Here is a 19362-nt window from a genome sequence, read left to right as displayed (position 1 = left end):
GACACGGCCATGACGGAACGTTTCGATGCCAAGGATCTGGCACAGGCCGAACACGCAGGCATTCTCCAGCCGGGCCAGGCTCAAGCACTGCTGAACTTTTTGCAGCAACAGCCGCAAAGCCGTGGCAGTTTCCAGCTGGCCCACGTCGCATTCTATTTTGGCGCCCTGCTGATCATGGGCGCGATGGGCTGGCTGCTGACCGAAGCGTGGATGCGGGTTGGCGACTGGGCCCTGCTGGTGATCGCACTTCTCTATATCACCCTGTTGACCCTCTTCGCCGTTGGCCTGCAGCGCCGTGACCAGCCGATCGCCGGCGGAGTGCTCGGCGCGGTTGCGGTCAGCATCGTGCCACTTGCGGTGTTCGCCATCGAGCGCCTGCTCGGTTGGTGGCCACTGGACGATGCGCAAGCCGATTACCACCAGTACTACACCTACGTGCAGGGCGGCTGGCTGTTGATGGAAGCGGCCACCGTGCTCGCCGGCCTGCTGATGCTGCGCCTGATCCCCTTCCCTTTCATCGTCATGCCGATTGCCCTGGCGCTGTGGTTCATGTCGATGGACCTGAGCGAGTGGTTCTATGGCTCGCCGTTCAGTTGGGAGCAACGCCGGATTGTCTCGCTATGGTTCGGCCTGGCCCTGCTGCTGGTCTTTCTTGTGGTCGATGGACGCACTCGCAGAGATTACGCCTTCTGGGGTTACCTGGCAGGGCTGGCGGCATTCTGGGGAGGCTTGACCCTAATGGACAGCGGCAGTGAGTTGGGCAAAGCGCTGTATTGCCTGATCAACTTTGGCCTGATGGCAGTGGCGGTGCTGCTGCGCCGCCCCGTGTTCATGGTATTTGGCGCGATGGGCGTAGCGGCGTATCTGGGCTATCTGTCGTATGAGGTGTTTGCTGAGTCGCTGCTGTTCCCGCTGGTGCTCACCTTGATTGGCCTGGGCGTGATCGGATTGGGCGTACTCTACCAGCAGCATCGCGAAGCTTTGAGTAAGCGCCTGCGCGCCCAACTGCCCAGTAGCTTGCTGCAGTTGCTTCCAGGGCTTCGCCGTTGAAGTTGCGCAGGCTCGGCGTGCGCTTGCTGCAAAGCCTAGGGTTGGTGCTGGTGGCGTACCTGTTCGTCTGCCTGATGACGGCCAGTGTCAGGCAATCGGCATTCGCCTTCGAACTGCCCGGCCTGATCGAACCTGACAGCAACAGTGGGCGCGAGCTGTTGCTGTTCTGCGTCCCCGGGCAATTGCTATTCGTCCTGCTTGGCTGTTTTTTCCGCAGGCCCGGATTGCTTATCGGCGCCTACCTGCTAGCTGCGACGACGACCGCGCTGCTGCAGTGCCAGCTGTTTGCCGAAGCCTTCGGCAGTACCTGGAGCAACGCGGAAATCTTCGGGCTATTGGCCGTGAACCTACCCAGCCTGTTGTTGGCACTGGCGCCCGGACTGGCCCTGTTGTGGGGCCTTGAACGAATCAGCCGAGTTCGACGATCTCATAGCTGTGGGTGATTTCCACCCCGGCCCGACCGAGCATGATCGAGGCCGAGCAGTATTTCTCTGCGGACAACTCCACCGCCCGCTTGACCTGCGCTTCCTTCAGCGCACGGCCTTTGACCACGAAGTTCAGGTGGATCTTGGTGAACACCTTGGGGTCTTCACTGGCACGCTCAGCCTCCAGGAAGGCTTCGCAGCTTTCCACGGCCTGGCGCGACTTCTTCAGGATGCTGACCACGTCAAAGTTGCTGCAGCCACCCAGGCCCAGCAGGAGCATTTCCATGGGGCGCACGCCCAGGTTGCGGCCACCGGCCTCGGGCGGACCATCCATGACCACCACATGGCCGCTGCCCGACTCGCCGAGGAACATCGCTTCGCCGGCCCATTGGATGCGTGCCTTCATGTTGCTGGACTCCCTAGATTCTGAAAAGGGTGTCAGCTTAAGCCCTGTAGCGCTGTCGGAAAAGCTCAACACGCAGCGCATTTGTACCAATGCCTGGCGCAGTGTCTGATAAGCTGGCGCCAAATGACTGGCGCATAGTGCCAGGCACCCTTTATAAAAAGCCTCTGCGTTACATCGAACAGGATTTCGTGATGGTCGTCTCCGCCCTTTCCGCCAAGATCAAGAACATCGACAAGCTGCTGGTGCACTGCCAGCGCCGCCGTTTCACCGCCAAGAGCAACATCATCTGTGCCGGTGACCGGGCTGAAACACTGTCGTTCATCATCAAGGGCTCGGTCACCATCCTGATCGAAGACGACAACGGCCACGAGATGATCATCGCCTACCTCAACGACGGCGATTTCTTCGGTGAGCTGGGCCTGTTCGAGCCAACCGGCAAAGAGCAGCAGCGCAGCGCCTGGGTTCGGGCCAAGACCGAATGCGAAGTCGCCGAAATCAGCTACGACAAGTTCCGCGAAGTGGCCCGTCAGGACCCGGACATTCTCTATGCCCTGGGCAGCCAGATGGCCCAGCGCCTGCGCAATACCACGCGCAAGGTCGGCGACCTGGCGTTCTTCGATGTCACTGGCCGGGTTGCCCGCTGCCTACTCGACCTGTGCAAGCAGCCCGACGCCATGACCCACCCTGATGGCATGCAGATCAAGATCACTCGCCAGGAAATCGGCCGGATTGTCGGTTGTTCGCGGGAGATGGTCGGCCGCGTCCTCAAGGATCTCGAAGAACGCAGCCTGGTTCAGGTCAAGGGCAAGACCATGGTGGTCTACGGCACCCGTTAATCTTTGGGCAGCTGCGCGATCACCTGCGCATAGGCCTGGGACAGGCGCTCGAACCATGGCACGGCCGGCGCCACTTCGTGCAGGGCGATGTGGCTATCGGCCCGGCAACGCTGGTCGATATCACAGCATTCATTGAAGCGGTTGACCGCCGCCACCATTGACTCGCGCTCGTTGTCCAGCAGCAGCGCCCCGTGCACCAGCACCACCGGGCGCTTGCCGCCCAAGCCCTGGCGCCAGCGCTGGGCCGTGCCGACCAGCTTGCGACCATTGAGATTGACGTTGTAGCGCCCATCGCAGAAGGCGCCGTCGATCTCGCCGACCGAAGCCACTCCACCCCACTCGCGCAGCACATCGCACAATGGCAGGCATAGACGCTCGTAGGCATTCTCGATACGGCCATGATCGCCTTCGCTGCGCGGCGCCACGTAGACCAACGCAACGTTGACCGTCGAGTGCGACTGCGGCACTGGCTCGCCGCCCGTTTCACGCAACAGCACCGGCCAACCGGCAATTGCCAGCTCGGCGCAGGCCGCCTCGAAGTTTTCCAATCGGCTCATGCGCCGCGGCATAACCAGCGCGTGGTCGGTCGGTCGCCAGAACAGCACGCCAGCATCACGCTCTCCACGGCACACCGCTGTCAGCAACTCCTGCTCGGCGTGCAATCCTTGTTCGACGGTCAACGCCAGAGGTTGGTCGGTCATCAATTCACCTGTGCTGAAGAGGCCATAGCAGTCAAAACAAACAAGCCGGCGTTAGCCGGCTTGCGATGCGATCAGTCCAGCGCCTGAACCGTGTTCTGTACCGGCCGCTGCGGGAAGAACAACCGCTGCAGCTCATGCCCGGGATGCTCGGCGCGCATGAACGCTTCACCGACCAGGAACGAATACACCTCGTTGATTTCCATCAGCTCGACATCAGCGCGATTGAAGATACCGCTCTCGGTGATCGCCAGGCGATCGCGTGGGATGCGCGGCAGCAGGTCGAGCGTGGTTTCCAGGCTGACTTCGAAGGTGTGCAGGTTGCGGTTGTTGACCCCCACCAAAGGCGTGTCGAGGGTGTTCAGCGCCCGCTCGAGCTCGTCACCATCATGCACTTCGACCAGTACATCAAGGCCGACATCCTTGGCCACTGCGGCCAATTCAGCCATGCGCACGTCATCCAGCGCGGAGACGATCAGCAATACACAGTCAGCGCCCAAGGCCCGAGCTTCGACCACCTGGTAGGGATCGATGAGGAAGTCCTTGCGAATCACCGGCAGGCGGCAAGCAGCACGCGCCTGCTGCAGGTAAGCGTCGGCCCCCTGGAAGTAATCGACGTCAGTCAGCACCGACAGGCAGGTCGCCCCACCCTTCTCGTAGCTGACGGCGATTTCTGCAGGTACGAAGTTTTCGCGGATCACACCCTTGCTCGGCGACGCTTTCTTGATCTCGGCAATTACCGCTGGTTGCTTGCGCTTGGCCTGCTCGATCAACGCATTGGCAAAGCCACGCGGGGCATCGGCCGCTTTGGCCAGGTGCTCGAGCTCTGCCAGGCTGACCCGGGCGCTGCGCTCGGCGACTTCCTCGACTTTGCGGGCGAGGATCTTTTCCAGCACGGTCGGCACGCTCATGCTTCGTTCTCCTGCTTGAATACGGCGGTGAAGGCGCCCAGCTCCTGGAGTTTTTCCCAGGCAAGGCCGGTGTGCAGCACGTCATGGGCCAGCTCTACGCCCTGGGCCAAGGTCATTGCGTGATCGGCAGCGTACAGCGCAGCGCCGGCATTGAGCACAATCATCTCAGCGGCTTTCTGGCCGTTCTCGGTCTTGCGCCGACCCAAGGCATCTTTGATCAACTCGTAAGAAGCCTGCGGGTCTTCGACGGCCAAGCCATGCAAGCTCTGGCTCTTCATGCCGAGGTCTTCGGGCTCGACCCAATATTCGCTGATCTGGTCATTCTTCAGTTCGGCAACAAAAGTAGGTGCCGCCAGGCTGAATTCGTCCAGGCCATCCTTGGAGTGCACCACCAGGACATGCTTGCTGCCCATCCGCTGCAGCACTTCGGCCAGCGGTCGGCACAGGGCCTGGGTGAACACGCCGACCACCTGGTGCTTCACACCGGCCGGATTCGTAAGCGGGCCGAGCATGTTGAACAGGGTGCGCAGCCCCAGCTCGCGACGCGGGCCTGCGGCATACTTCATTGCCTTGTGGTGGCTCTGGGCAAACATGAAGCCTATGCCTAGGCTGTCGATGCAACGGCCGACCTGCACCGGGGTGAGGTTCAGGTAGATGCCGGCCGCTTCCAGCAGGTCGGCGCTGCCGCTCTTGCCAGAAACCGCGCGGTTGCCGTGCTTGGCCACTTTGCAGCCGGCTGCGGCAAGCACGAACGACGAAGCCGTGGATACGTTGAAGATGTTGGCGCCATCGCCACCGGTGCCGACGATATCGACCACCTGATCGAGGCTTTGCAGCTCGACCTTCTCGGCCAGCTCCCGCATTACCGACACTGCACCGACGATCTCATCGATGCTCTCGCTTTTCATGCGCATGCCCATCAGGAACGCGCCGATCTGCGCCTCGCTGCATTGGCCGGTCATGATCTGGCGCATGACGTCGCTCATTTCCTCAGTGGAAAGATCCAGATGACCGACGATGCGGCTCAGCGCGCTTTTGATATCCATGTTCGGTCCTTAGCGGCGGCCGCCGGTCTGCTTGAGGAAGTTGGCGAACAGCTCGTGGCCCTGCTCGGTCAGAATCGACTCGGGGTGGAACTGCACCCCTTCGATGTTCAAGGTCTTGTGGCGCAGGCCCATGATCTCATCCACCGAACCATCCTCAAGGGCAGTCCAGGCGGTGACTTCCAGGCACTCAGGCAGGGTTTCACGCTTGACCACCAACGAGTGGTAGCGGGTCACGGTCAGCGGATTGTTCAGCCCAGCGAACACACCCAGGTCGCGGTGATGCACCGGGCTGGTCTTGCCGTGCATGACCTGGCGAGCACGCACCACATCACCGCCGAACGCCTGGCCAATCGACTGATGGCCCAGGCACACGCCAAGGATCGGCAGTTTGCCGGCAAAGTGCAGGATGGCTTCGATGGACACGCCGGCCTGGCTCGGCGTGCATGGGCCTGGCGAGACGACGATGCGCTCAGGCTTGAGCGCTTCAATTTGGCCGATGGTCATCTCGTCATTGCGGATGACCTTGACCTCGGCACCCAACTCGCCGAGGTACTGAACGACGTTGTAGGTGAAAGAGTCATAGTTGTCGATCATCAGTAACATCTGGGGCAAACCTCTTGAATACTGACTTTTGATTCGAGCCTTCCACTGCCGCCCGCAGGCGCGGGCAATCGCGCACAGGGCGCTGGATCAAGCAAAAGGAAGGCAGACAGGAGCGAGCCGGGCGGGCCGGCAGGAGATAAAGTCAGGCGCGCCAACGCCAACGGGCGTGAGCCTTGATAACGCGCATCAAGAGTTTGCTGACGATCAACACGGGGTAGGTCTCGTTCATACGTTCCGGCACAGTAGCTTACCGGGGCGATGGGCGCAATATGCCGGTAAATATGGGGAAACGAATGGACTAGCCCTGCATGCCCTTGGTTTTGCTAAGGTCATTCACTCGTGTCGATAAAAACAATGAAAAGGACATCTACCATGCGCACTTCTCGCTTGTTGCGGTACTCCCTCTGCTCGCTCGCCCTGGCCTGCAGCCAGGCAATCGCCGCACCTTCGCCCTACTCCACGCTGAGCGTGTTTGGCGACAGTCTCAGTGACGCCGGGCAGTTCCCAGATCTCACCGGTGGCACCAACGGCATGCGCTTCACCAACCGCGATGCCAACGGCAACTACGCACCGGTATCGCCGATGCTCCTTGGCGGGCGGCTGGGGATCGCACCCGACGACCTCAACCCTTCGACTTCGCTGGGCATTCGCCCCGATGGCAACAACTGGGCGGTGGGCGGTTACACCACTGAACAGATCCTCGACTCGATCACAGACACCTCGAAGACGGTGATCCCGCCGGGCAACCCGGGTGCCGGGCTCGTGCTGCGCGAACGGGATGGCTATCTGGCCAACGGTCTGCGCGCCGATCCAAATGCCTTGTATTACCTGACCGGCGGCGGCAATGACTTCCTCCAAGGGCTGGTCACCAGCCCAATCGAGGCCGCCGCAGCCGGTACCCGCCTGGCCGCCAGTGCCCAGGCCCTGCAACAGGGAGGCGCACGCTACATCATGGTCTGGCTGTTGCCCGATCTCGGCCAAACCCCAAACTTCAGCGGCACGCCCCAGCAAGGCCCGCTGTCGCAGCTGTCGAGCGTGTTCAATCAGGCACTGGTCAATCAGCTGAGCCAGATCGATGCCGAAATCATCCCGCTGAACATTCCCGTACTGCTCAGCGAGGCGCTGGCCAACCCAGCGCAATTCGGCCTGGCTACAGATCAGAACCTGGTGGCCAGCTGCTATAGCGGCAGCAGTTGCCAGAACCCGGTCTATGGCGAAAACGGCGCCAGCCCGGATCCGACCAAGCTGCTGTTCAACGATGCCGTACACCCGACCATCGCCGGCCAGCAACTGATTGCCGACTACGCCTATTCGATCATCTCTGCGCCGTGGGAACTGACCCTGCTACCCGAAATGGCCCACGCCAGCCTGCGTGCCCATCAAGACGAGTTGCGTAATCAGTGGCAGACGCCCTGGCAAGCGGTCGGTCAGTGGCAGGCGATCGTTGCCACCGGCGCTCAGGATCTGGACTTCGATGACCAGCGCAGCAGCGCCAGTGGCGATGGCCGTGGCTATAACCTGACCGTGGGTGGCAGCTACCGGCTCGACGAGGCTTGGCGCCTGGGCTTAGCCGCTGGGGTCTATCGGCAGAAGCTGGAGGCCGGCGAACAGGATTCGGACTACAAGCTCGACAGTTACCTGGCCTCGGTGTTCGCCCAGTACCGGGCCAATCGTTGGTGGGCGGATGCAGCGCTGAGCGCCGGGCATCTGGACTACCGCGACCTCAAGCGCACGTTTGCCCTGGGGGTGAATGATCGCAGTGAAAAGGGTGATACCGATGGCGAAGCCTGGGCGGTGACCGGGCGCCTGGGCTACAACCTGGCAGCCGAGGCGAGTGCCTGGCAGCTTGCGCCGTTCATCAGCGCCGACTATGCGCGGGTCAAGGTGGATGGTTATGACGAGAACAGTGGTCGCTCGACTGCGCTGGGCTTCGATGATCAGGAACGTACATCGCGCCGGCTCGGGGCGGGGTTGCAAGGCAGCTACCAGTTCGCGCCTTCGACGCGCGTGTTTGCCGAAGTCGCTCGCGAGCATGAGTTCGAGGATGACCAGCAAGATGTGACGATGCATTTGACCAGTCTGCCGGCGAACGACTTCACCCTGACCGGGTATACGCCGCAGAGCAATCTGACGCGGGCCAGCTTAGGACTGTCGCATGAGCTGACCGCGGGGGTGCATGTGCGTGGGAACTACAACTGGCGCAAGAGTGATGAGTTGACTCAGCAGGGGGTGAGCCTGGCTGTGAGTCTGGACTTTTGAGATGTTGGGGCTGCTGTGCAGCCCTTCGCGGGCAAGCCCGCTCCTACAGGGATAGCGCCGCTCTGAAGGGCGGCGCCGAACCGACGCGAAGGGCTGCTGTGCAGCCCCAAAAATAATCAGCCTTGCGGCGTTTGCTCGGCCAAGGCCACCGCGCGGAACATGGCGCGGCGTTTGTTGATGGTCTCTTCCCACTCCAGCGCCGGCACCGAGTCGGCCACGATACCGCCGCCGGCCTGCACGTGCAGCTCGCCATCCTTGATCACCGCGGTGCGGATAGCGATCGCGGTGTCCATGTTCCCGTTCCAGGCAAAGTAGCCGACCGCCCCACCATAGACGCCGCGTTTGACCGGCTCCAGCTCGTCGATGATCTCCATCGCACGAATCTTTGGCGCACCCGACAAGGTCCCGGCTGGCAGAATGGCCCGCAGCGCATCCATCGCCGTCAGGCCTTCTCGCAGCTGGCCGGTCACGTTGGACACGATGTGCATGACGTTGGAATAACGCTCGATCACCATCTTCTCGGTCAGGCGTACGCTGCCTGTCGAAGACACCCGACCGACATCGTTGCGGCCCAGGTCGATCAGCATCAGGTGTTCGGCGATCTCTTTATCATCACTGAGCAGGTCCTCCTCAAGCGCCCGGTCCGCTTCTTCGGTAGCACCACGCGGGCGGGTCCCTGCGATCGGCCGTACCGTGACCAGGTTATCTTCGACCCGCACCAGCACCTCCGGCGAGCTGCCCACCACATGGAAGTCGCCAAAGTTGAAGAAGTACATGTAAGGCGTCGGGTTGAAGCAGCGCAGCGCGCGGTACAGATCGATTGGCGCGGCCTTGAAGTCGATCGACATACGCTGCGACGGCACTACCTGCATGCAGTCACCGGCCAGGATGTATTCCTTGACGGTGTCGACCGCACGCTCGTAGTCAGCTTGGGTAAAGCTTGAGCGGAACGCAGGCTCGGCCGCCATTGGCCCGCTCAGGTCCAGGCCGCGACGTGGAGTGATCGGCTCACGCAGTTTGGCCAAGAGGCCTTGCAGGCGCGCTTGGCCTTGCTCGAAGGCCTGCTCCTCGGAGGGGTCGACCAAGACGATGGCGTGCATCTTGCCAGCCAAATTGTCGAACACCACCACCGCATCCGAGACCATCAGGAGAATGTCTGGCACACCCAGCGGATCCGGGTTGGGGCAGGCGCCCAGGCGCTTTTCCACATAACGCACGCAGTCATAGCCAAAGTAGCCAACCAGGCCGCCGTTGAAGCGTGGCAGGCCCGGGATGTCAGCGACTTTGTAGCGGTCCTTGAAGGTTTCGACGAAGGCCAGTGGATCTTCCACTTCATGGCTTTCTACCTGCTCGCCATCCTGCAGGATGCTCACGTGGTAGCCATGCACGCGCATCACGGTGCGCGATGGCAGGCCAATCATCGAATAACGACCCCACTTCTCGCCGCCCTGAACCGACTCGAGCAGGTAGGAGTTGGCCTGGTCAGCCAGTTTCAGGTAGATCGACAGCGGGGTGTCGAAGTCGGCCAGGGTTTCGCAGGCCAGGGGAATGCGGTTGTAGCCGGCAGCAGCCAGGCGCAGGAATTCTTCGCGGGTCATGAGTAGCCTCGGAGCAAGCAGCAATGGGGTCGGGCAAACGGACGTGCCGGCAGGGGCCGGCGGGCAGAAGTCAGGCGCGCCAACGCCAACGGGCCAGGGCCTTGATGACTTTCATCCAGAATTTGCCAGTAACCGCCACGGTGGACTCTCTGTCTTGTGAGGCTTGAAGGTCCGCCAACGTTATCCCAGTGTCGGTGACTACGCAACCAGGCAACAGGGCACGCAGATCATCGATCACCAGGCTCGGGGTTTCTTCATGGATCGGTCGGCCATGGTTGTAGCCGTAGCTCAGCCCGACACACTTCACCCCGGCAGCCTTGGCCGCCAGGACATCGCTGCGCGAGTCACCGACGAACAGCGCTTGCCCAGGCTCGACCCCAGCCATTTTCATCACGAACAGCAAGGCGGCCGGATCAGGCTTTTTCTGTGGCAGGGTGTCGCCACCGATGATCCAGCGAAAATAACGGCCGATCTTCATCTGGTCGAGCAACGGCGCGACGAAGCGCTCCGGCTTGTTGGTGATCAGCGCCATCTCCACCCCCTGCTTGCGCAGCCAGCGCAGGGTGTCGCGCACACCAGGATAAACCACGGTCAGTTCATGGCTTTGGGCGTAAGCCTCCATGAACAAGGCCAGGCCCTGTTCAGCCAGCTGATCGTCTACCTGTTCATGTTCAAGACCGCCGGCCAGGGCACGGCGGACCAGAACCTGAGCACCATTGCCGACCCAGTGGCGTACCGCCTCAAGGCCAGCGGGCGGGCGACCCAGTTCGAGCAGCATGCGGTCGACGGCTGCGGCCAGGTCGGGGACTGAATCGATCAACGTGCCATCCAGATCGAACATCACCAGCCTGGGCAGCGTCCCCGGGAACAGCTGCTCGAAGCCACTCATGGGCGGGCCAGGGCCATTTCGGCGCGCATCTTGGCGATCACTTCCTGGTAGTCCGGGGCATTGAAGATCGCCGAGCCGGCAACGAAGGTATCAGCGCCAGCGGCGGTGATCTCGCGGATGTTGTTGACGTTGACGCCGCCATCGATCTCCAGGCGGATATCGCGGCCACTGGCGTCGATCAGCGCACGCGCTTCACGCAGCTTGTCGAGGGTGCCGGGGATGAACTTCTGGCCGCCGAAGCCTGGGTTGACGCTCATCAGCAGGACCATGTCGATCTTGTCCATCACGTACTTCAGTGCATCCAGGCCAGTGGCCGGGTTGAACACCAGGCCAGCCTTGCAACCGCCATCGCGGATCAACTGCAGCGAGCGGTCGATGTGCGTGGTGGCTTCTGGGTGGAAGGTGATGTAGGTCGCGCCGGCTTCGATGAAGTCGCCGATGATCCGGTCGACTGGGCTGACCATCAGGTGCACGTCGATTGGCGCGGTCACGCCGTACTTGCGCAAAGCGCTGCAGACCATCGGGCCGATGGTCAGGTTGGGGACGTAATGGTTGTCCATGACATCGAAGTGAACGATGTCGGCCCCGGCGGCCAGCACCTTGTCGACGTCCTCACCCAGACGGGCGAAATCGGCGGAAAGAATGGAGGGGGCAATAGCGTAGGGCTGCATGGCGCACCTGTTGGCAGAATCACGGTGGCGCGCATTGTAACTCAGGGAAATCGATACGGGCTGATTGGTATCAATCCGTGTCGACGAATTGGCGCAAGATCCGACAGCGGAGGCATCACTAGGAGATACGTGGGAGCGGGCTTGCCCCGCGATAGCGATCGAGTATTCGCAATCGCTATCGCGGGGCAAGCCCGCTCCCACGGGATGCACGTTTAGATAGGCTGTTGAGTACGCAGCTTCTCACTACGCCCACGCAACCATTCCAGGGTCAGCAGCAAAATCACCGAGAACGCGATCAGCAACGTCGCCGCTGCGGCAATGGTCGGGCTGAGGTTCTCGCGAATGCCGCTGAACATCTGCCGCGGCAAGGTCGCCTGCTCAGGGCCTGCCAGGAACAGCGTCACCACCACTTCATCGAACGAGGTGGCAAAGGCGAACAACGCGCCGGAGATCACCCCCGGGGCAATCAGCGGCAAGGTCACCCGCCGAAACGCCGTCAGCGGCGACGCCCCCAGGCTGGCCGCGGCCCGCACCAGGTTGTAGTTGAAGCCTTGCAGGGTCGCCGACACGGTGATGATGACGAACGGCACACCCAGCACCGCATGCACCAGAATCAGCGAGATGAAGCTGTTGCCCATCCCCAGCGGGGCAAAGAACAAGTAGCTGGCCACACCGATGATTACCACCGGCACCACCATCGGCGAGATCACCAGCGCCATCACCAACGATTTGCCGGGGAAGTCGCCGCGAGTCAGGCCAATCGCCGCCAGGGTGCCAAACACCATGGCCAGCACGGTCGCCGCCGGGGCGACGATGATGCTGTTCTTCAACGCCCGCATCCACTCGGCCGAGGCGAAGAAGTCGTGGTACCACTGCAGCGAGAAGCCCTGCAGTGGGTAGACCAGGAAACTGCCGCTGTTGAATGACAGCGGGATGATCACCAACACCGGCAGCACCAGGAACAACAGGATCAAGCCGCAGAGAATCCGCAGGCTGTAGAACCAGACCCGCTCCACGGGCGACATGTATGGACTCAGCATGACAAGGCTCCTCAGCTCAAGCGCAGGCGGCTAGCGCCCACCAGCCAGCTATAGATCAGGTACAACAGCACGGTCGCCAGCAGCAACAGCCCGCCCAACGCAGTGGCCATGCCCCAGTTGATGCTGGTGTTGGTATAGAAGGCGACGAAATAGCTGACCATCTGGTCGTTCGGGCTGCCCAGCAACGCCGGGGTGATGTAGTAGCCGATGGCCAGGATGAACACCAACAAGCAGCCAGCGCCCACGCCGGCGTAGGTCTGCGGGAAGTACACCCGCCAGAAACTGGCGAACGGATGGCAACCCAGCGAGATTGCGGCGCGCATATAGCTCGGCGAGATGCCCTTCATCACGCTGTACAGCGGCAGGATCATGAACGGCAGCAGGATGTGCACCATCGAGATGTACACACCTGTGCGGTTGAACACCAACTCCAGCGGCTCATCGATGATGCCCATGGCCATCAGCGCACTGTTGATCAATCCACCCGACTGCAACAGCACGATCCAGGCCGCGACCCGCACCAGGATCGAGGTCCAGAACGGCAACAGCACCAGGATCATCAACAAGTTGCTCTGCCGGGTTGGCAGGTTGGCTAGCAGATAGGCCAGCGGGTAGGCCAACAACAAGCAGATAACAGTGATCACCACACCCATCCACAGGGTGCGGGCGAAAATATCCAGGTAGATCGCCTGGTCTGGCGTGGCCTTGGCCAGCTCACCCAGGTCGTCGATACGATGGTCGACCGAGGCCAGCAAGTAATACGGGGTGACGGTGCTGGTATTGCGGCGGATCGCCTGCCAATAGGCCGGATCGCCCCAACGCTCATCGAGCGTTTGCAGTGCTTCTTTATAAGAGCCAGGTTCAGTCTTCAACGGCAGCGCCCGCGCAGTCTTCGACAGCAGGCTGCGATAACCGGCCAGCTCCATGTTCAAGCGTTTGGACAGATCGCCCAGGGTCTGGTTCTTGCGCGCCTCGGGCAGGTCCAGGCTCAGCGCCTTGTAGACCTCTTCGCCCGGTAGGCTTTTGCCGTCCCACTGCTCGATCGCCTCGACGGTCCGCGGCAGGCCGGCGACCACCTCGGGGTTGCCGACGCTTTTGTACAACAGCGCCGCGATCGGCACCAGGAACACCAGCAGCAGGAACAGCGCCAGCGGCGCGATCAACGCCTGGGCCTTCCAGCGGTTGACCCGCTCGGCATGCTTGAGGCGCTGTTTCAGGTTTGGACCTGCGCCTTCTTTAAGGGGCACTGCAATGGCCATGGCGAACTCCGAAAATCTGGGAAACAGGGAGCGCCGGAAGTGCCCGGCGCTCCGATGGCGCAGTTACTTCTTCGCAGCCCAAGCGTTGAAGCGTTGCTCCAGTTGCTCGCTGTTGTCGGCCCAGAAAGCCACGTCGATCTGCACCTGGTTGGCGATGTTCTCAGGCGTGGTCGGCATGTCTTTCTTCACGGCATCGGCCAGCAGCGGTACGGCCTTGGAGTTGGCCGGGCCGTAGGCGATGTTCTCCGAGTAGGTCTTCTGCTGCTCGGGCTGCACGGTGTAGGCGATGAACTTCTTAGCCTCTTCCACGTCCTTGGCGCCTTTGGGGATGGCCCAGGCGTCGAAGTCGTAGATGCCGCCGTTCCACACCACCTTGAGGTTGCTCTCTTTCTGTACCGCGGCGATCCGGCCGTTATAGGCCGAGCTCATGACCACGTCACCCGAGGCCAGGTACTGTGGCGGCTGGGCGCCGGCTTCCCACCACTGAATGCTCGGCTTGAGCTCGTCGAGTTTCTTGAAGGCGCGGTCTACACCCTCTTTGGTGGCGAGCACCTTGTACACGTCCTTGGGTGCGACGCCGTCAGCCATCAAGGCGAATTCCAGGGTGTACTTGGCGCCTTTGCGCAGGCCACGCTTGCCCGGGAATTGCTTGGTGTCCCAGAAATCGGCCCAACTGGTGGGTGCGGTCTTGAGCTTGTCAGCGTTGTACGCCAGTACCGTGGACCAGACGAAGAAGCCTACGCCGCATGGCTGGATAGCGCCGGGCACGTAGTCGGCCTCGTCACCGAACAGCGCGGGGTCGAGTTCTTCGAACATGCCCTCGTCGCAACCACGAGCCAGCTCCGGCGACTCGACCTCGACCAGGTTCCACGACACGCTTTTGGTGTCGACCATGGCTTTGACCTTGGCCATCTCGCCGTTGTACTCACCCGCGACGATCTTGCCCTTGCCAGCCTTCTCCCACGGCTCGTAGAACGCCTTGACCTGGGCGGCCTTGTTGGCCCCGCCGAACGACACCACGGTCAAGTCCGCGGCCAGGGCTTGGCCTGCGGCGAACAGGCCGAGGGCCAGGGCGGTCAGTTTCAACTGCTTGCGCATTATTATTCTCTCCACAGTACAGGGTTGGTTAAGCGAACCATCAGTGGGCTTCGGCAATCGGGTCGAGCGCGCGAGCGTGCTCGACCTCCCAGCCAAGCGGTACCACATCGCCCACGGCCAGGGCCGGGTCGAGTTCGGCAATCGGCTGCTTCACGAAGAAGTCGCCTTTGCCGCAGACTTCCAGGCGCACCCGCACGTGGTCGCCCAAGTAGATGAACTCGGCCACCCGCCCGGAGAAGCGGTTGACGCAGCTTTCACTGTGGCCATTGAGCCGTACGCGCTCGGGGCGGATCGACAAGGTCACCGGATCGCCCGCCTCGCCAACGTTGACCGCCAGCGCCTCGACCCGCTCGCCACGCGCCAGCTGCACCTGGCAACGCTCGCCATTGCGCGCCAGCAGGGTGCCGTTGAGGCGGTTGTTCTCGCCGATGAAGTTGGCGACGAAGGTGTTGCGCGGCTCTTCATAGAGGGTGCGCGGGTCGGCGATCTGCTGGATTTCACCTTGATGGAACACCGCCACACGGTCGGACATGGTCAAAGCCTCGCCCTGGTCGTGGGTCACGTACACCACGGTTACGCCAAGGCGCTGGTGGATGTGCTTGATCTCCATCTGCATGTGTTCGCGCAGCTGCTTGTCGAGGGCGCCGAGTGGCTCGTCCATCAGAACCAGCTGCGGCTCGAACACCAGCGCACGGGCCAGGGCCACCCGCTGTTGCTGGCCACCGGAGAGCTGGCCTGGGTAGCGCTTGGCGAAGGCATCGAGCTGGACCATGCCGAGCACGCGCTTGACCCGCTCGCTGATGTCGGTCTTGCTCAGGTTGCGCACGCTCAAGGGGAAGGCCAGGTTCTCGGCCACGGTCATATGCGGGAACAGCGCGTAGTTCTGGAACACCATGCCGATGTCGCGCTTGTGCGGCGGCACGTTGTTGATCGAGCGACCCGCCAGCTGGATCTCGCCAGCGGTGGGCGTTTCGAAGCCGGCCAGCATCATCAGGCTGGTGGTCTTGCCCGAACCGGAAGGGCCCAGCAAGGTGAGGAACTCGCCCTTGCGGATGTCCAGGTTGAGGTCTTTGACGATCAGCGATTCGCCGTCGTAGCTCTTCTGCACACCACGGAAACTGACCAGCGTCTCGCTGGTGGCAGCGTTCGAATTCGCCTCGCTCATGCCTGCACCTTCTTGTTGGATGACTGCGTGAGTGAAGGTTAGAGAAGGCGCAAGTGCCCGCAAATCGGGGGTGCTGAGAGAATGCCATCATCCAGTTGGAAGATTGTGTGTAGGGATTGCCCTACAAGGCTGACGCCCTCAGATAAATCAATCGCTACGCGGGAGCGGGCTTGCCTCGCGATAACGCCGGCGCGGCCTCCTCTAATGCCTGGCTTTCAGCCATCGCGGGCAAGCCCGCTCCTACAGGTATGGGGCAAGCCGGGAACCTGGCCATGTCGCAAGCAGAACACTCACACCAACTTGTGCTCCATGGCGTACTTGACCAGCTCCGCCAGCGAGTTAACCTTGAGCTTCTGCATCAGTCGCGCCTTGTGGGTGCTGATGGTCTTGCTCGACAGCGCCAGTTGCTGGGCGATGTCGTTGACGTTGGCGCCTTGGGCGAGGCGCTCGAAGACCGAGAACTCACGTTCCGAAAGCAAGGTATGCAGCGGCCGGGTCTCGGTCAGGCCAACCTCGAAGACCATCCGGTCGGCCAGCGATGGGTCGATATAGCGCCCGCCTCCGGCTACCCGGCGAATAGCGGTGAGCAACAGCGCCGGATCGCTGTCCTTGGTGGCGTAGCCAGCGGCGCCCGCTTTCAAGGCGCGGGCGGCCATCTGCGCTTCATCATGCATCGACAACATCAAGATCGCTGGTGGGTTGTTCAACGCGCGGATCCGCGGGATCGCCTCCAGGCCATTGACCCCAGGCATGGAGATATCCAGCAACACCACTTCACAAGGGGTGTGGCGCAGGGTCTCGAGCAATTGCTCGCCATTGCCGGCCTCCCCCGCCACCTGCATGTCCTTGGCCAGGCCGATCAACTGCTTGATGCCTTCACGAACTATGGTGTGGTCTTCGGCCACCAGCACTCGAATCACGCTTACTCTCCTAATCCAGAGGAATGCTCACACTCAGGCTACTGCCTTCACCTGGCTCACTGTCCAGAGTCATGCTGCCGCCAAGCATCAGGACCCGCTCGCGCACTCCCACCAGGCCAAAGGACGTTGGCCTGGCCTGATCGGTGCAAAATCCTACCCCATCATCGATGATGCTCATGCGCAGTACGTCATGCTCGTGCACCAGTTCGATCTGCACGGTATGAGCCTGAGCGTGGCGCATCACGTTGGTCAATGCCTCCTGGAGGATGCGAAATAGCCCCGTGGCCTTGGCATCACTCAAGGCTGGCAGATGCTCCGGCACTTGCACCAGGCAAGGAATCTGCGTGCGCGCCTCGAAACGCCGCGCCTGCCATTCGATGGCCGAAGCGATGCCCGCATCCAGGATCGGCGGACGCAGGGCGGTGGCCACGTCACGCACCAGTTGGAACAGCTGGGCGATCAGGCGCTTCATGCTGGTCAGGCGTTCGTTGAGCCCAGGGTCGAGTTCGGCATAGGCCAGCTCGCACATCGACACCTCTAGCTTGAGCACGGTGAGCATCTGCCCCAGCTCATCGTGTACCTCTCGGGCGATGCGCGCCTTCTCTTCCTCGCGCACGCTTTCCAGGTGCGCCGACAACTCGCGCAACTGTCCTTGGGATTGCGCCAGGGCCAGCTCGGCCCGCTTGCTCTGGGTGATGTCCCAGACCACACCGTCCCACACCACCCGTCCATCGGCCAGGCGCCGGGTACTGGCCTTGATATCGGCCCAGCGCTGCTCGCCCTGGCGGGTGAGGATGCGCCCCTGCCAGGACCAGTCCTGATTGTTGGCCAGGGCCAGGTCCTGGACGCGGTGATAGTCGGCGCGGTCCTGCGGATGGACCAAGTTACGCAGGCCCATCTCAGGGTGTTGGATCGCTGCCGGCGCGTAGCCCACCAACGCCTCGCTGCCTTCACTGATGTAGGGAAACTCCAGATCGCCCTCGGCCGGATCACGCTCCAGGCGGAACACCAGCCCCGGCACGTTGCCAGCGATGCCCTTGAGCCGCGCCTCGCTTTCGCGCAGGGCGGCCAGGGCACGGCGGCGCTCGGTAACATCGGTGAGGAACACCACCAGGTACTCGGCATCGCGAAAACGCAGAAAGCTCAGCGACAGGTCGACCGGCAGCAGGCTGCCGTCGGCGCGCAGGCACTGGCTTTCGAACTGCTGGGCGCCGCCATCACCGGTGCGGGCACGCTTCCACAGTTCAAGCCAGCGATCCATTTGCAGATTCGGCTCGAAATCGATCAACGGCCGCTCGAGCAGTTCGCCTTCGCCATACCCCAGCATGCGTTCTGCGGCATGGTTGGCGTAGCGCACATGACTGTCCCAATTGACCCAGAGAATGCCCACGGTGCTCTGGTCGATAGAGAACTGGCTCAAACGCAGCGCTTCTTCCCGCGCCTGGCGTTCATGCAGGTTATCCCTGGCCGCCAGCAGGCTGCGCTCCAACTGCCGCTGCTGGCGACGCTGCCAGACCAGCGTGGCGATGGCGCACAGCAGCAGCATGCCGAACAGCAGCGCCAAATTCTGCCAGAAGCCTGTGCTGTCACTCAGGCGCGGATACTTCGGTTGCAGCCAGCGCTGGTGCAACTGCTCCAGCTCTTTGGCTGGCATGGCCTGTAGACCGCGCTCCAGCACATCGGCCAGTAACGGCCAATCACGCCTGGAGCCAACCCGCAGCAACTGTGGCAGGCCGATATCGCCGACCACCGCCAGATCACTGAACTCACTCTCGCGCGACAACCGGCTGAGCTGGGCCTCGTCCAACACGGCATAGCTCGCCTGCCCGCCCAGCAGCAACCGCAGGGCCTGGCGTTCGTTAGGTACACCCTGCAAGTTGAGGTTGGCGTAGTTGCCCCGCAGGTAATCGGCCAGGGTGCTGGGCATGCGCACCGCAACCCGCTCACCCGCGCCAATTTTTTCAAGCTCGACCGCCACCGCGCCGGTACGCGGGCCGACCATCAATTGCGGGACGCGCATGTAGGGGTCGCTGAACAACCACAAGCGCAGACTGGCCGGAGTTTGCGTAAGGCCTGGGGCGAAATCGATCTCACCGGCCTGCAGCGCATGCTCCAGGGCTGCCTGGTCGGCGAAGTTGCGCCAGGTCAGATCCAGGCGCAGCGCCTGGGCCAGCCAGTTGACCAACTCGACATTGGCCCCATACAGCTGCTGCAGGCGCCGGTCGAACTGCGCGTACGGCGCTTGCAGCACCAGGCCAACACGCAGGCTGCGGTGTTCTTCCAGCCATTGCTGCTGGGCCGGTTCCAGCGCCACCGTCGGCGCAGGCGAGGGCCTGGCCAAAGCGATCAAGGGCAGGCACAAGCAGCCGATAACCAACAGGCGACGCATTCGCTTCATCTCTACGCTCGTCTTGGCAAGCGCGGCCATCACTCGTGGCCGTCGCGGATAAATACTATTAGGCTGCCGGTATCATTCTGGTCTTGGGTT

The 19362-nt window shown here is 62.2% G+C and carries 18 protein-coding genes; 4 read left to right on the top strand and 14 right to left on the bottom strand.

Translation table 11 applies throughout. The annotated features are described in order from the left end of the window. The first annotated feature begins 9 nt into the window (after window positions 1-9). Window positions 10-1050, top strand: a complete 1041-nt coding sequence (locus ACI2JX_RS14080; RefSeq protein ID WP_404690308.1) for a DUF2157 domain-containing protein — start codon at window positions 10-12, stop codon at window positions 1048-1050. Continuing rightward, window positions 1047-1493, top strand: coding sequence for a hypothetical protein (locus ACI2JX_RS14075; RefSeq protein WP_264235368.1), 447 nt, complete (start codon window positions 1047-1049; stop codon window positions 1491-1493). The genes ACI2JX_RS14080 and ACI2JX_RS14075 overlap by 4 nt, the downstream gene beginning before the upstream one ends. On the opposite strand, the gene ACI2JX_RS14070 is transcribed toward ACI2JX_RS14075, so the two are convergent. Then, window positions 1459-1881, bottom strand: a complete 423-nt coding sequence (locus ACI2JX_RS14070; protein ID WP_186552658.1) for an OsmC family protein — start codon at window positions 1879-1881, stop codon at window positions 1459-1461. The genes ACI2JX_RS14075 and ACI2JX_RS14070 overlap by 35 nt on opposite strands. A 191-nt stretch (window positions 1882-2072) precedes the next feature. On the opposite strand from ACI2JX_RS14070, the gene crp reads away from it, so the two are divergent. Next, complete coding sequence (gene crp, locus ACI2JX_RS14065) at window positions 2073-2717, top strand: cAMP-activated global transcriptional regulator CRP (RefSeq protein ID WP_186552659.1); 645 nt, start codon at window positions 2073-2075, stop codon at window positions 2715-2717. Here crp and ACI2JX_RS14060 read toward each other — a convergent pair. The 4 genes from ACI2JX_RS14060 to ACI2JX_RS14045 all read right to left on the bottom strand — a co-directional run bounded on the left by ACI2JX_RS14060 (window position 2714) and on the right by ACI2JX_RS14045 (window position 5975). Further along, window positions 2714-3418 carry a biotin/lipoate A/B protein ligase family protein gene (locus ACI2JX_RS14060; protein WP_368972967.1) on the bottom strand — a complete coding sequence of 235 codons (705 nt, stop codon included), beginning with the start codon at window positions 3416-3418 and terminating at the stop codon, window positions 2714-2716. The genes crp and ACI2JX_RS14060 overlap by 4 nt on opposite strands. Before the next feature lie 71 nt (window positions 3419-3489). Beyond that, window positions 3490-4326 carry an indole-3-glycerol phosphate synthase TrpC gene (gene trpC, locus ACI2JX_RS14055; RefSeq protein WP_264235366.1) on the bottom strand — a complete coding sequence of 279 codons (837 nt, stop codon included), beginning with the start codon at window positions 4324-4326 and terminating at the stop codon, window positions 3490-3492. After that, the gene (gene trpD, locus ACI2JX_RS14050; RefSeq protein ID WP_186552662.1) at window positions 4323-5372 is read right to left on the bottom strand and encodes an anthranilate phosphoribosyltransferase; all 1050 of its coding nucleotides are present in this window, start codon (window positions 5370-5372) and stop codon (window positions 4323-4325) included. Before trpD ends, trpC begins: the two co-directional genes overlap by 4 nt. Before the next feature lie 9 nt (window positions 5373-5381). Further along, window positions 5382-5975 carry an aminodeoxychorismate/anthranilate synthase component II gene (locus ACI2JX_RS14045; protein ID WP_186552663.1) on the bottom strand — a complete coding sequence of 198 codons (594 nt, stop codon included), beginning with the start codon at window positions 5973-5975 and terminating at the stop codon, window positions 5382-5384. 372 nt (window positions 5976-6347) lie between these two features. Between ACI2JX_RS14045 and estP the strand changes: the two genes are divergently transcribed. Further along, entirely contained in the window at window positions 6348-8234 is a 1887-nt protein-coding gene (estP, locus tag ACI2JX_RS14040; RefSeq protein ID WP_404690307.1) for an esterase EstP, read from the top strand. Window positions 8235-8350: 116 nt separating this feature from the next. On the opposite strand, the gene trpE is transcribed toward estP, so the two are convergent. The 9 genes from trpE to ACI2JX_RS13995 form a co-directional block, all read right to left on the bottom strand. Beyond that, a complete protein-coding gene (gene trpE, locus ACI2JX_RS14035) occupies window positions 8351-9832 on the bottom strand; it encodes an anthranilate synthase component I (RefSeq protein ID WP_186552665.1) in 1482 nt (493 codons plus the stop codon). A gap of 70 nt (window positions 9833-9902) precedes the next feature. Then, a complete protein-coding gene (locus tag ACI2JX_RS14030; protein ID WP_264235363.1) occupies window positions 9903-10721 on the bottom strand; it encodes a phosphoglycolate phosphatase in 819 nt (272 codons plus the stop codon). Beyond that, window positions 10718-11392, bottom strand: a complete 675-nt coding sequence (rpe, locus tag ACI2JX_RS14025) for a ribulose-phosphate 3-epimerase (RefSeq protein ID WP_186552667.1) — start codon at window positions 11390-11392, stop codon at window positions 10718-10720. Before rpe ends, ACI2JX_RS14030 begins: the two co-directional genes overlap by 4 nt. A 212-nt stretch (window positions 11393-11604) precedes the next feature. After that, the gene (locus ACI2JX_RS14020) at window positions 11605-12432 is read right to left on the bottom strand and encodes an ABC transporter permease (RefSeq protein WP_404690306.1); all 828 of its coding nucleotides are present in this window, start codon (window positions 12430-12432) and stop codon (window positions 11605-11607) included. A gap of 11 nt (window positions 12433-12443) precedes the next feature. Continuing rightward, the gene (locus ACI2JX_RS14015) at window positions 12444-13691 is read right to left on the bottom strand and encodes an ABC transporter permease (protein ID WP_186552669.1); all 1248 of its coding nucleotides are present in this window, start codon (window positions 13689-13691) and stop codon (window positions 12444-12446) included. A 63-nt stretch (window positions 13692-13754) separates the two neighbouring features. After that, window positions 13755-14789: an ABC transporter substrate-binding protein gene (locus ACI2JX_RS14010; protein WP_264235362.1), complete on the bottom strand. Its 1035-nt coding sequence runs from the start codon at window positions 14787-14789 to the stop codon at window positions 13755-13757. A 40-nt stretch (window positions 14790-14829) separates the two neighbouring features. Next, window positions 14830-15954 carry an ABC transporter ATP-binding protein gene (locus tag ACI2JX_RS14005; protein ID WP_186552671.1) on the bottom strand — a complete coding sequence of 375 codons (1125 nt, stop codon included), beginning with the start codon at window positions 15952-15954 and terminating at the stop codon, window positions 14830-14832. Window positions 15955-16244: 290 nt separating this feature from the next. After that, the gene (locus tag ACI2JX_RS14000) at window positions 16245-16874 is read right to left on the bottom strand and encodes a response regulator transcription factor (protein ID WP_264235361.1); all 630 of its coding nucleotides are present in this window, start codon (window positions 16872-16874) and stop codon (window positions 16245-16247) included. 10 nt (window positions 16875-16884) lie between these two features. Further along, a complete protein-coding gene (locus ACI2JX_RS13995) occupies window positions 16885-19272 on the bottom strand; it encodes a PAS domain S-box protein (RefSeq protein WP_404690305.1) in 2388 nt (795 codons plus the stop codon). Between the last annotated feature and the right edge of the window lie 90 nt (window positions 19273-19362).

This window comes from Pseudomonas sp. NPDC088890 (assembly GCF_044900155.1).
Lineage (GTDB): Bacteria > Pseudomonadota > Gammaproteobacteria > Pseudomonadales > Pseudomonadaceae > Aquipseudomonas > Aquipseudomonas urmiensis.
The sequence above is the reverse complement of the archived record's forward strand: the minus strand, read 5'-3'. Positions and strand labels throughout refer to the sequence as shown.